A 12583-nucleotide genomic window follows, 5' to 3' on the forward strand; every position below is an offset into this window, starting at 1 on the left:
AACCTATAAGGCAGGGCTTATAGCTAGCGGAAGCGCATCCATGTCACGTCCCAGTCTGCTCAACCGCCTGACCTTTCGTCAGCTGCAGGTGTTCCAGGCGGTCTACCGCCAGCAGTCCTATTCCCGGGCGGCGGAACAACTCGGCCTGACCCAGCCGGCGGTCAGCGCCCAGATTCGCCAGCTCGAGCAGGTCCTGGAGCAGCCGCTGTTCAAGTATGCCGGCAAGACCCTGCATATCCTGCCCGCCGCCGACGCCCTCTCGGCCTCGGTGCAGGCGATCTTCGGCCAGGTCTCGAGCCTGCAGATGGAGCTCTCGGAGCTGGCCGGCACCATCCGCGGCGAGCTCAACCTGGCGGCGGTCTCCACCGCCCAGTACGTGGTGCCGCATATCCTGGCGCGCTTCCGTGCCCGCTATCCGGAGGTCCAGGTACGGCTGCGGGTGTGCAACCGCGGCCAGGCCCTGGAGCGCCTGGCGGAACGCCGCGACGACCTGGTGATCATGGGCATGGTGCCCAGCGATCCCAACCTGGCCTTTATGCCGATCCTCGACAACGAGCTGATTCCGGTGGTGTGGCCGGGCCATCCCCTGCTCGGCGCCAAGGCGCCGACCCTGGACGACTTCGCCCACCACTACGTGCTGATGCGCGAACCGGGCTCGGGGGCGCGCACCGCCTTCGAAGAGTTCGCCGCCCGGGAGCGGGTCTCGCTCTCGCATACCATCGAACTGGGCACCAACGAGGCGATCAAGCAGGGGGTCATGGCGCACCTGGGGGTGGCGGTACTGCCGCGCCTGGCGGTGCAGCTGGAGATCGCCTCGGGGCTGCTCGCCTCGCCGCGCCTGCCGGGCTTCCCGCTGCGCCGCTCCTGGTGCACGGTGCACCCCAAGGACAGGCCCCCCTCCCCGGTCACCGAGCTCTTCCTGCGCTTCGTGCGGGAGATCCTCCCGGAGCTCAATACCCACTTCCAGGCACCGCTGACGCCGATGCCGGGCCACGACGTGGCCTGCCTACCGCTGCAACCCTGATGCGCCTTATCGCGGTTACCCCCTGGTCAGCCTGTGCCAGTCAGGCGCGGCTGTGGTAAATTACCGGCCTGCAATCCACCTGGTCGCCGGCCCGCCCCGCTTGTCCCCCGCCCCGGGAGACGAGAGGCGCAGCGCCTGACCCTGGCAGCCGCCCAGCGGAGGAGCTCACAGCCTTATGAAAGACGACACCTCGAAATCGATCTCCAGCGGCGCCAAGTTCCGCACCGAGCACGGCTTCACCGCCATCAAGGACGGCATCAAGCAGCGCCGCCAGGAGGGCGAGGCCCCCGAGCTGGGTCGCAAGCCCAAATGGCTGCGTGCCCAGATCCCCGGCGGCGAGCGCTTCGAGGCGGTCAAGCGCAACGTCAGCGAGCATCGCCTGAGCACCGTCTGTGCCGAATCCCACTGCCCCAACATGGGCGAGTGCTGGAGCAACGGCACGGCGACCATCATGCTGATGGGCTCGGTATGCACCCGCGCCTGCCGCTTCTGTGCCGTGGATACCGGCAACCCCAAGGGCTGGCTGGATGCCGAGGAGCCGGCCAATACCGCCGAGTCCGTGGAGCTGATGGGGCTGCGCTATATCGTGCTGACCTCGGTGGATCGCGACGACCTGGAAGACGGCGGCGCCTCTCACTATGCGGCCTGCATCCGGGCCATCAAGGCCAACACCCCCGAGGTGGTGGTGGAAGCCCTGACCCCGGACTTCGACGGCGTCCACGCCGCCATCGAGCAGGTGGTCGACTCGGGCCTGGAGGTCTTCGCCCAGAACGTCGAGACCGTGGAGCGCCTCACCGAGCGAGTCCGCGACCCCCGTGCCGGCTATCGCAAGACCCTGGAGGTGCTGGCCCACGCCAAGCGCCACAAGCCGGAGGTGCTGACCAAGACCAGCCTGATGCTGGGCCTGGGCGAGACCGAGGAGGAGATCCTCGCCACCTTCGACGACCTGCGCGAGATCGGCGTGGATATCGTCACCCTGGGGCAATACCTGCGCCCGACCCGCAACCACCTGCCGGTGGAGCGCTACGTCACCCCCGAGGAGTTCGAGCGCTTCCGCCAGATCGGCCTGGAGAAGGGCTTTATGGAAGTGGCCTCGGGGCCGCTGGTGCGCTCCAGCTACCGCGCCGACCGGGTGTTCGAGAAGAACAACCTGGGCCTGGCCGCCCCCGCCGAAGTGCCCGGACAGGCTGCCGACCCCAATCGCATCGATGCGGTTAACGTCGGTTGAGCGCACCCAGCAAGACCGGGCACCATCAAGGCTAGCGTCATAGAAGAAACCCCATGGGTTACACACCCATGGGGTTTTTCGCATTCATTCCCGGCCGTGACTGGCCGACTAGGCGCTCGTAGCCGGGCGCTCGGCGCTGACCAACTCCCTGCCCAGCTCGCGGGCCAGGCAATGCGCCAGGCGCTCCCCCACCGCCGACACGTCCGGGCAGTCGTCGACCAGATCCGCCAGGCGGGTCATGGCCATGCCGGCATAGCCGCAGGGGTTGATACGCTGGAAGGGCGAGAGATCGCCGTCGACGTTGAGGGCCACGCCGTGGAAGCTGGCGCCCCGGCGGATCCGCAGCCCCAGGGAGGCGATCTTGTCCTCGCCCACGTAGACCCCGGGGGCATCGGCACGCGAACGCGCCGCGACGCCCTGCTCGGCGAGCAGGGCGATCACCGCCTGCTCCAGGGCGGTGACCAGATCGCGCACGCCGAGGCCGGCCCGGCGCACATCGATCAGCGGGTAGAGCACCACCTGGCCCGGCCCATGGTAGGTGACCTGGCCGCCACGATCACTCTGCACCACCGGAATCTCGCCGGGCATCAGCAGGTGCTCGGCCTTGCCGGCCCGCCCCTGGGTAAAGACCGGGTCATGCTCGACCAGCCAGAACTGGTCCGGGGTCTCGGCGTCACGCCGGTCGGTAACGTCGCGCATCGCCTCCCAGACCGGCAGATAGGGACGGCGGCCGAGGCGATGCAGCTCGATGCTCGCCATCACACCACCATATGCACGCGGCCGGTGGCCTTGAGGGCGGTAAAGAGGCGCTGCAGATGCGCCTCCCCTTCGGCGGTGATGGTCAGGCGCACCGACTGGAAGCGACCATTGCGGCTATCCACCACCTGCACGCTGGTGCGATCGAAGCCCGGGGCATGGGTCTCGACGATGGTGACCACGGTCTCGCGGAAATCCTCGGCGGCGTCGCCGACGATCTTCAGCGGGTAATCGCAGGGGAATTCGACCTTGGGGCGCGCCGCGCCGCCGGGGGCCTGGCGCAGGTCACGCAGGGAGTTGTCGCTCATGGGAAATACTCGACGCAAGTCATGTCCGAGTATTCTACTCAACCTATCCCCTGCCACCAAGGGAGACGTCGGGGCCCGATGACGCTCGGGCCCCGAGGCAGGCGATCAGTTGAAGAAGCCGCCGATAAACTGGCGGATGGCATCCAGCAGGCGCTTGAAGAGCCCGCCCTGCTCCACCGCCTCCAGGGCCACCAGGGGGCGCTCGGCCACCACCTCCTCGCCGAGCACCACCTGCAGGGTGCCCAGGGTCTCGCCGGCGGCCACCGGCGCATTGATGGACTCGGGCAGGCTCAGCCGCGCATTGAGCTCGGCGTTGCGGGCCCGGGGCACGGTGGCCCACAGCGCCTGCTCGACGCCCAGACGCAGCTCGTCTGCCGCACCGCCCCAGATACGCGGGGTGGCGATGGTCTCGCCTTCGTCATAGACCGCGAGGGTCTCGTAGTAGCGGAAGCCGTAGCTGAGCAGCTTCTGGGTCTCCTGGGCCCGGGCCTCCTCGGAGGCGGTGCCCATCACCACCGAGATCAGGCGCATGCCGTCGCGTTCGGCGGAGGCCACCAGACAGTAGCCGGCCTCGTCGGTATGCCCGGTCTTGAGGCCATCGACGGAGCTGTCACGCCACAGCAGGCGATTGCGGTTGGGCTGACGGATCTCGTTGTAGGTGAAATAACGCTCGGCGTAGATGGCGTAGTGTTCCGGGTAATCGTCGATGATATGCCGCGACAGGGTCGCCATGTCCCGGGCCGAGGAGTAGTGGTTGGCGTCCGGCAGGCCGGTGGGATTGACGAAATTGGTGTTGTGCATGCCCAAACGGGTGGCGTGCTGGTTCATCAGGTCGGCGAAGGGCCGCTCGCCGCCGGCCAGGTGCTCGGCCACCGCGACGCTGGCATCGTTGCCGGACTGGATGATGATGCCGTAAAGCAGGTCCTGAATGGAGACCTGGGTGTCGACCTCGACGAACATCTTGGAGCCCCCGGTACGCCAGGCGTGCTCGCTGATGGTGACCTGATCTTCCATGCGGATGTTGCCGTGATCCAGCTCCCGCTCCACCAGGTAGGCGGTCATCAGCTTGGTCAGGCTGGCCGGCGGCAGGCGCTCATCGGCATTGTGCTCCGCCAGCACCTCGCCACTGTTGGCATCCATCAGGATCCAGGAACTGGCCGCCAGTTGCGGCGGCGAAGGAATCATCACCTGGGGCGCCGGCTGTTGGGCCTGGACCGACAGGCTCAGGGTGGCGAGGCAGAGCAGCAGGGTGGCGAGCAGGCGCCGCAACGGTGAACGGTGGAACGGCTGACTCATAACGCGATATCTCATCGAAGGATGCATGGGGAAATCGTTACTCGGGACGAATGATCAGGGTCTGGGCGAAGCCGGCCCGGCGCAGGGCGTCGCGCAGGGGGGCGAGGCGCCCGGCATCGGCCAGCGGCCCCACCTGAACGCGATGGATGCCGGCCTGACTGGTGACCCGCACCGGCTGACCCAGCTCGGCCTCCAGGCGCGCCTTGAGGGCCTGGGCATTGCCCGCCGACCCCAGGGCCGCCACCTGCAGAAACACCGGGTCGCCGGCGGCCACGACCGGCTCCGGGGACGCCGCCTGCGGGGCGGCGGCCGGGGCCTGGCCGCGCTCGGCGGATGCCGGCCGAGGCGCGGCGGAACGCCCATTCTCGGCCAGCCACGCCTCGGGGTCGATAGCCTCCACCACCACCCGGCCGGTGCCGGCATCGAGGATCCCCAGGCGCGCCGCGGCGGCATAGGAGAGATCGATCTCGCGATCCTCGTGGAAGGGGCCGCGATCGTTGACCCGCACGATCACCGAGCGCCCATTGGCCTGATTGGTGACCCGGGCATAGGTGGGCAACGGCAGCGAGCGGTGGGCGGCGCTCATCTTGTACATGTCGTAGATCTCGCCGTTGGCGGTGGCGTAGCCGTGGAACTTCTCGCCATACCAGGAGGCGATACCGGCACCGCGATAGCCGCGGGCATCGTCCAGCACCCGATAGCTCTGCCCCCACACCTGGTAGGGGGAGCGATTACCGCCCCGGGAGCGCGGCTCGATCCGCGGCACCGCGTCCGGCACCCGGGAGACGTCCGGCGGCTCCTCCGGATAGGCATCGCTGACCCGGGCATAGCGTCCGGTGGCCCGCTCGGTGCTCTCGTCACCCTCCACGGCGCCGGGGGGAGTGGCGATGCCTCCCCCGCCCCCGGCACAACCGGCCAGCAGCAGGACCAGGATCAGCAGGCTCGCGAAGGGGACTCTCATGACTGCGCCTCCCGAGCCGCCGCGATGGCCTCGGCCAGCTCGGTGACCGCCATGGCATAGAGATGGCTGTGATTGTAGCGGGTGATCACGTAGAAGTTGTGCCGCCCCAGGCGATAGCGATAGCGCACCTCGCCGGCGTCATCCAGGGCGTCCAGGGCCAGGGGGATCACCCGGGCGGCCGGGGCCGGCTCGTCCTGCCGCGGCTCGATTCCCGCGGCAGCGAGACTCGCCAGGTCGGCATAGGGGGGACGCGTCTGATTGAAGTCGATGCCGGCGGGCAGCGCCACCGGCCCCTCGGCCTCGGCGTAGATCGCCTCGCCCGGGCGCCAGCCATGTTCGGCGAAGTAGTTGCCGACGCTGCCGATGGCATCCACCGGATTGGTCCAGAGATCGCGCAGGCCGTCGTCGTCGAAATCCACCGCATAGGCGCGGTAGCTGGTGGGAATAAACTGCGGATAGCCCATGGCGCCGGCATAGGAGCCGCGCATCTCGCCGGGCTCCACGCCCTGCTCATGGGTGATCTCCAGGAAGGCGGCCAGCTCGCCACGGAAGAAGTCGCCGCGCCGCGGGTGGTGGAAGCCCAGAGTGGCCAGGGAGTCGAGCACCCGGTGGCGGCCGGTCACCTCCCCGTAGCGAGTCTCGACGCCGATGATGGCGGCGATGATCGCCGGAGGCACGCCGTAGCGCGCCTCGGCGCGCTCGAAGGCCTCGCGGTGAGCGGCGATAAAGTCGACGCCCCGGGCGATGCGCTCCGGCTGCATAAAGATGGCCCGGTACTCGTCCCAGCGCAGGCGACGCTCGGCGGCGCCGGCCATGGCATCGAGCACCTCCTGACGAAACACCGCCTCTTTCAGTCGCTCGCTCGTCCAGGCGGCTGGCACCTCGCGGGCCGCCAGCGCCTCCACCAGGGTCGCCGCCCCCGGGTGAGTCGCCGGGTCGAAATCGGCGGCCTGGGACGACAGCGCTACGCCGAGCCCCGTCCCCAGTCCCAACAGCCAGGCCGGGCCGGCTTTGACTCGCTTCATGGTCTCTCCTCTCCCTGGTTTGCCGCCGCTAGCGTGGCAGCAGCCGCCGGTGGGCCTGAATGGCCATGAGAATACCGAAACCGGCCATCAAGGTCACGCTGGAGGTGCCGCCATAACTGACCAGTGGCAGCGGCACCCCCACCACCGGCAGGATGCCGCTGACCATGCCCACATTGACGAAGAGATAGATAAAGAAGGTCAGGATGATGCTCCCCGCCAGCAGGCGTCCGAAGCTGTCCTGGGCGGTATTGGCCAGCCACAGGCCGCGACCGATGATCAGCAGGTAGAGCAGCAGTATCGTCACCATGCCCACCAGGCCGAACTCCTCGCCCAGCACGGCGACGATAAAGTCGGTATGCCGCTCGGGGAGGAATTCCAGCTGCGACTGGGTGCCCTCCAGCCAGCCCTTGCCGGTCAGGCCGCCGCTGCCGATGGCGGTGGTGGACTGGATGATGTTCCAGCCCGCGCCCAGGGGGTCGCTCTCGGGATTGAGAAAGGTCAGCACCCGCTGGCGCTGGTAGGCGTGCATGTTCATCCACAGCAGCGGCAGGGCCGCGGCGGCCAGCGCCCCCATGGCCAGGATAAAGCGCCAGGAGAGCCCCGCCAGCAGGACCACGAAGAGCCCCGCGCAGGCGACCAGCAGCGAGGTGCCCAGATCGGGCTGGCGGGCGATCAACAGCACCGGCAGCCCCAGCAGCAGGCCGCAGATCAGCAGATCGCGCCAGCTCGGCGGCAGCGGCCGCCGACACAGGTAGGCGGCGATCATCATCGGCATGGCCAGCTTCATCATCTCCGAGGGCTGGAAGCGCATCACTCCGGGGATCACCAGCCAACGCTGGGCCCCCATGCCCACGTCGCCCATCACCTCCACGGCGACCAGCATGGCCACGCCGCCGCCATAGGCCAGCGGCGACCAGCGCATCAGGGTCGCCGGCGACAGCCGCGCCAGCACCGCCATGACCGCCAGCGCCACGGCGAAGCGGGTCGCCTGGGCCTGGACCACCGGCAGGCGCTGGCCGCTGGCGCTGTAGAGTACCAGCAGGCCTCCGCCCATCAGGATCAGCAGCAGCACCAGCAACCAGGGGTCCAGGTGCAGGCGGCTCCACAGCGAGCGGCGCCGCGAGATGCCGCTCTCCGGGGGGCGCACCGGCCGGGTGCGCCAGGGGGCCAGCCGTTCCAGTCGCGTCATCTCAGTTCCCCGTCACCGTGGCGTCGTCGTTGTCGATTCGCTCGCGAAGCGCTTCCACCTCGGGGGCCTCCTCCTCCAGCAGCCAGGCATCGGTCATGGCTCGCGCCAAATGCGCCGCATGGGTGCTGCCCCCGCCGGCGTTCTCGACGATCACTGCCACGGCGATCTGCGGGTCCTCCAGGGGGGCGAAGGCCATGAAGAGGGCATGGTCGCGCAGGCGCTCGGCCAGCTCTTCGGCGTTGTAGCGCTGATCCTGACCCAGCGAGAAGACCTGGGCGGTGCCCGACTTGCCGCCCATGCGGTATTCGAGCCCCGCGCCGGTGCGTCGCGCCGTGCCTTCGTGACCGGTCAATACCTCCTCCATCCCGGCGTAGACGCGATCCCACCACTGATCGTTGTCGAGGACGATGGGCGTCTGATCGGCGGGCAGACTCAGCGGCTCCTCCCCCACCGCCCGGGCCAGGTGAGGCGTGACCGTGGTCCCGCGATTGGCCAGGGTGGCGGTGGCGGCGGCCAGCTGCAGCGGCGTCACCATCCAGTAGCCCTGGCCGATGCCCACCGAGAGGGTCTCGCCGGGATACCAGGGCTGATTGAAGCGCCCGCGCTTCCACTCCCGGGACGGCAACAGCGCCGAGCTCTCGCCGAAGACGTCCGCGCCGACTCGCTGACCGAAGCCGAAGCGCGTCATACGCTCATGGATGCGATCGATGCCCAGCTCATGGGCCAGGGTGTAGTAGTAGGTGTTGTTGGAGACGGCGAGGGAGCGCTCCAGGTCGACTCGCCCGTGTCCCCAGCGCAACCAGTTGCGATAACGGCGACTGTCATTGGGCAACTGATAGTAGCCGGGGTCGCGCACCACGGTATCCGGGGTGATCACGCCCTCCGCCAGCCCGGCCAGGGCCAGGAAGGGCTTGATGGTGGAGCCCGGCGGATACTGGCCACGAATGGCGCGGTTGAACAGCGGCAGATCGATATCGTTCTGCAATGCCCGATAGGAGGTCACATCGATGCCGGTGACGAACTGGTTGCTGTCGAAGCCCGGCGCCGAGACCATGGCGAGGATCTCGCCGCTGCTCGGTTCGATGGCGACGATGGAACCGCGGCGCCCGTCGAGCAGCTCATAGGCCAGGGTCTGCAGCTCCTTGTCCAGGGTCAGGGTCAAATCCCGCCCCGGCACCGGGTCGCTGCGCCCCAGTTCCCGCAGCACCCGCCCGCGGGCATTGGTCTCCACCTGGCGCAGCCCCGCCTGGCCGTGCAGCGCCTCCTCGTACTGGCGCTCCACGCCGGTCTTGCCGATAAAGTGGGTCCCGGCGTAGTTGCCGGCATCCAGGTCCTCCAGTTCCTCGGCGTTGATGCGCCCCACATAGCCCAGGGCATGGGCCATGATCTCGGCATCCGGGTAATAGCGCAGCAGTTGCGCCTCCACCTCGACGCCGGGCAGACGGTGGCGATTGACCGCCAGGCGGGCGATCTGCGCCTCGCTGAGGTCGCTCATCAACAGCGCCGGCTGATAGGGCCGCTGACGCTGCCGAGAGCGCTCGCGAAACGCCTCGGCCTCCGCGTCCGGCAACTCGAGCAACTCCACCAGCAGGGCCAGGGTGGCGTCCAGGTCCTCGACCCGCTCGCGCACCAGGGTCAGGTTATAGGTGGGACGATTCTCCGCCAGCAGCACCCCGTTGCGATCGTAGATCAGGCCACGGGTCGGTGGCAGCGGCTCGATACGCACCCGGTTCTTCTCCGAGCGGGTGATATAGACCTCGTGCTGCACCACCTGCAGATAGACCAGCCGCCCCATCAAGGCGGCCGTCAGCGCCACCACCAGGCAGGCCGCCAATAGCGCACGGCCACGAAAGATGCGCACTTCCTGTTCCGGGTTCTTCAACTGGCGGGACTTACGCATGCAGGAGGCTCGACGACATGAACTCGCTCAACGGTGATAGGGGTGGCCGACCAGCAGGGTCCAGGCGCGATAGAGCTGCTCGGCGAGCAGGATGCGCACCAGCGGGTGCGGCAGGGTCAGCGGCGACAGCGACCAGCGCTGATGGGCACTCGCCGACAGGCTCGGCGCCAGGCCGTCGGGACCGCCCACCAGCAGCGCCACGTCGCGGCCCTCCTGGCGCCACCCCTCGGCCTCGCCGGCCAGTTGCTCGGTGCTCCAGGGCTTGCCCCCCACCTCCAGGGCCACCAGGTGCTCGCTGCCCTTGAGTCGTTCGCGAATGCGCTCCGCCTCCTGGGCGATGGCGCGGGCCGGGTCGCTGTTCTTGCCGCGGATGCCCGGGGCGATCTCGACGATCTCCAGGGCGAAGTCCCGGGGCAGGCGCTTGCGGTATTCGGCCACCCCGGCCTCCACCCAGGCGGGCATCTTCTGCCCCACCGCCAGCACCCTGAGCCTCACGCCAGGCCCCCGCGACGGCCCTCATCGGCATCGCTGGGCAGGTCGGCCCAGAGCCGCTCCAGGTCATACAGACGACGGGTCTCCGGCAGCATCACATGCACCACCAGGTCGCCCAGGTCCACCAGCACCCAGTCGTCTCCGGCACTCCCCTCGGTGCCCAGGGGCTGCAGGCCCGCGGCCTTGGCCTTTTCCACCACGTTATTGGCCAGCGCCGCCACGTGGCGATTGGAGGTGCCACTGGCCACCAGCATCAGATCGGTGACGCTGGTCAGATGGGAGACGTCCAGCAGGGTGATGTCCTGAGCCTTGAGCTCTTCCAGGGCATCCACCACCAGGGTCTTCAGGGAATCGATATGCATAGCGCCTCGTGTCATGGCAGGAGTCGAAAACCCCATTCTATCGCGTCTCGCCGCCGGGAGCAGCGCCGACGCCACGATAAAGGCCACGGGATTCGATATGCCGCCGTACCGCCTCGGGCAGCAGGTAATGCACCGGGCGCCCCTCGGCGAGGCGACGGCGGATTCCGGTGGCGGAGATCGCCAGTCGGGTGGGCAACGCCAGGCGCAGGAGCCCCCCGCGGGGGGCCGCCATCAGGGCCGCGACGGAATCGACCTCGCGGCCGGCCAGCAGGGCCCGGAGCCTCGCCGGTAGCGGCGCCTGGTGATCGGGGCGCTCGATCACTACCACATGAGCCTGGGCGAAGAGCCCTTCGGGGTCCCGCCACTCGGCCAAGCGCAGGAAGGCGTCATGGCCCACCGCCATGATCAGCCGCGCCCGCGCGCCGAGCTCGGCGCGCAGGCTGGCCAGGGTATCCACCGAGTAGGAGGGCCCCTGGCGACGCAGCTCGCGATCATCGGCGACCAGCCCCGGCGTCTCGCCGATGCCCAGGCGCAGCATGGCCAGGCGCTCGGCACTGGAGACGCCGGGGGCGGCGCGATGGGGCGGTACATGGGCCGGAATCATATGCACGCGATCCAGCCCCAGCACCTCGCGCAGCTCCACAGCGCTGCGCAGATGCCCCAGGTGCACCGGGTCGAAGGTGCCGCCGAGCATGGCCACCGCCGGGGCGCCGGCCGTGCCTTCCTCAACCACGGGTATGACCATCCCCCAGCACCACGTACTTGCGGGTCGTCAGCCCTTCCAGGCCCACCGGGCCGCGAGCATGGAGCTTGTCGGTGGAGATGCCGATCTCGGCCCCCAGGCCATACTCGAAGCCGTCGGCGAAACGGGTGGAGGCGTTGACCATCACCGAGCTGGAGTCGACTTCGGCGAGGAACCGCCGCGCCAGGCCATAATTCTCGGTGACGATGGCATCGGTATGGTGGGAGCCGTAACGGCCGATATGCGCCATGGCGGCATCGATGCCGTCCACCACACGAATCGCCAGGATCGGCGCCAGGTACTCGGCGGCCCAGTCCGCCTCCTCGGCCTCCGCCAGCTCGGCGACGATGGCGCGGCTACGCGCGCAGCCGCGCAGTTCGACGTCATGCTCGGCATAGGCGGCCACCAGCCTGGGCAGCAGGGCCTCGGCGATGGGGGCATCCAGCAGCAGGGTCTCCATGGTATTGCAGGTGCCGTAGCGCTGGGTCTTGGCATTGACGGCGATGGCCAGGGCCTTGTCGAGATCGGCACTGGCATCCACATAGACGTGGCAGACACCATCCAGGTGCTTGATCACCGGCACCCGGGCCTCGGCGGAAATACGCTCGATCAGCGACTTGCCGCCGCGGGGAATGATCACGTCGACGAACTCGGGCATGGCGATGAGTCGGCCCACGGCGGCGCGATCGGTGGTCGCCACCACCTGCACGGCGGCGTCCGGCAGGCCGGCCTCGGCGAGGCCGGCGCGCAGGCAGGCGGCGATCGCCGCATTGCTGTCGCGGGCCTCGGAGCCACCGCGCAGGATGCAGGCATTGCCCGACTTGAGGCACAGGCTGGCCGCTTCCACCGTGACGTTGGGGCGCGATTCGTAGATGATACCGATCACCCCCAGGGGAACGCGCATCTGCCCCACCTGGATACCACTGGGCCGGGCCCGCAGGCCATCGATCTCGCCCACCGGGTCGGGCAGGGCCGCGACCTGGCCGAGGCCTTCGATCATGGCATCGAGGCGCGCCTCATCGAGGGCCAGGCGATCGAGCAGGGCCGCGTCCAGGCCGCTCTCGCGCCCGCGCTCCAGGTCGCGGGCATTGGCCGCCAGCAGGTCGGCCCGGGCCGCCTCGAGATGCCGCGCGATGGCTTGCAGGGCGGCATTCTTGTGCCCGGTGGTGGCACGGCGCATCTGGGTCGCGGCCTGGCGGGCGGCCTGGCCGAGCTGGGTCATATAGGCATCGATATCGGTAATCTCGGCGTCGAGCGCGGGGACATCGTTGACCTGGGGGAGGTGACGTGACATGCCGTA

At 68.9% G+C, this 12583-nt stretch carries 13 protein-coding genes; 2 read left to right on the top strand and 11 right to left on the bottom strand.

The features are described from left to right. Nucleotides 1-40: 40 nt before the first annotated feature. Nucleotides 41-1024, top strand: coding sequence for a LysR family transcriptional regulator (locus NFU04_RS07550; protein WP_251308891.1), 984 nt, complete (start codon nucleotides 41-43; stop codon nucleotides 1022-1024). A 175-nt stretch (nucleotides 1025-1199) separates the two neighbouring features. Further along, entirely contained in the window at nucleotides 1200-2252 is a 1053-nt protein-coding gene (gene lipA / locus NFU04_RS07555; RefSeq protein ID WP_251308892.1) for a lipoyl synthase, read from the top strand. A gap of 108 nt (nucleotides 2253-2360) precedes the next feature. On the opposite strand, the gene lipB is transcribed toward lipA, so the two are convergent. The 11 genes from lipB to NFU04_RS07610 form a co-directional block, all read right to left on the bottom strand. Further along, nucleotides 2361-3011 (bottom strand): lipoyl(octanoyl) transferase LipB, encoded by a 651-nt coding sequence (lipB, locus tag NFU04_RS07560; RefSeq protein ID WP_251308893.1) that lies wholly within the window; start codon nucleotides 3009-3011, stop codon nucleotides 2361-2363. Continuing rightward, nucleotides 3011-3316, bottom strand: a complete 306-nt coding sequence (locus NFU04_RS07565; protein WP_251308894.1) for an HP0495 family protein — start codon at nucleotides 3314-3316, stop codon at nucleotides 3011-3013. Before NFU04_RS07565 ends, lipB begins: the two co-directional genes overlap by 1 nt. A 105-nt stretch (nucleotides 3317-3421) precedes the next feature. Then, entirely contained in the window at nucleotides 3422-4612 is a 1191-nt protein-coding gene (locus NFU04_RS07570; RefSeq protein ID WP_251308895.1) for a D-alanyl-D-alanine carboxypeptidase family protein, read from the bottom strand. Between the two features lie 37 nt (nucleotides 4613-4649). Beyond that, nucleotides 4650-5573, bottom strand: a complete 924-nt coding sequence (locus NFU04_RS07575; protein ID WP_251308896.1) for a septal ring lytic transglycosylase RlpA family protein — start codon at nucleotides 5571-5573, stop codon at nucleotides 4650-4652. Then, the gene (gene mltB, locus NFU04_RS07580; RefSeq protein ID WP_251308897.1) at nucleotides 5570-6598 is read right to left on the bottom strand and encodes a lytic murein transglycosylase B; all 1029 of its coding nucleotides are present in this window, start codon (nucleotides 6596-6598) and stop codon (nucleotides 5570-5572) included. Before mltB ends, NFU04_RS07575 begins: the two co-directional genes overlap by 4 nt. A gap of 28 nt (nucleotides 6599-6626) precedes the next feature. Next, nucleotides 6627-7787 carry a rod shape-determining protein RodA gene (gene rodA, locus NFU04_RS07585; RefSeq protein WP_251308898.1) on the bottom strand — a complete coding sequence of 387 codons (1161 nt, stop codon included), beginning with the start codon at nucleotides 7785-7787 and terminating at the stop codon, nucleotides 6627-6629. Nucleotide 7788: 1 nt separating this feature from the next. Next, a complete protein-coding gene (gene mrdA, locus NFU04_RS07590) occupies nucleotides 7789-9687 on the bottom strand; it encodes a penicillin-binding protein 2 (RefSeq protein WP_251308899.1) in 1899 nt (632 codons plus the stop codon). Between the two features lie 27 nt (nucleotides 9688-9714). Then, entirely contained in the window at nucleotides 9715-10182 is a 468-nt protein-coding gene (gene rlmH / locus NFU04_RS07595) for a 23S rRNA (pseudouridine(1915)-N(3))-methyltransferase RlmH (RefSeq protein ID WP_251308900.1), read from the bottom strand. Further along, nucleotides 10179-10541 carry a ribosome silencing factor gene (gene rsfS / locus NFU04_RS07600; RefSeq protein WP_251308901.1) on the bottom strand — a complete coding sequence of 121 codons (363 nt, stop codon included), beginning with the start codon at nucleotides 10539-10541 and terminating at the stop codon, nucleotides 10179-10181. The genes rlmH and rsfS overlap by 4 nt, the downstream gene beginning before the upstream one ends. 37 nt (nucleotides 10542-10578) lie before the next feature. Then, the gene (nadD, locus tag NFU04_RS07605) at nucleotides 10579-11235 is read right to left on the bottom strand and encodes a nicotinate-nucleotide adenylyltransferase (RefSeq protein ID WP_251308970.1); all 657 of its coding nucleotides are present in this window, start codon (nucleotides 11233-11235) and stop codon (nucleotides 10579-10581) included. A 31-nt stretch (nucleotides 11236-11266) separates the two neighbouring features. Then, nucleotides 11267-12577 (bottom strand): glutamate-5-semialdehyde dehydrogenase, encoded by a 1311-nt coding sequence (locus NFU04_RS07610; protein WP_251308902.1) that lies wholly within the window; start codon nucleotides 12575-12577, stop codon nucleotides 11267-11269. Nucleotides 12578-12583 lie beyond the last annotated feature (6 nt).

Source organism: Halomonas sp. NCCP-2165, assembly GCF_023708045.1.
GTDB classification, from domain to species: domain Bacteria; phylum Pseudomonadota; class Gammaproteobacteria; order Pseudomonadales; family Halomonadaceae; genus Bisbaumannia; species Bisbaumannia pacifica.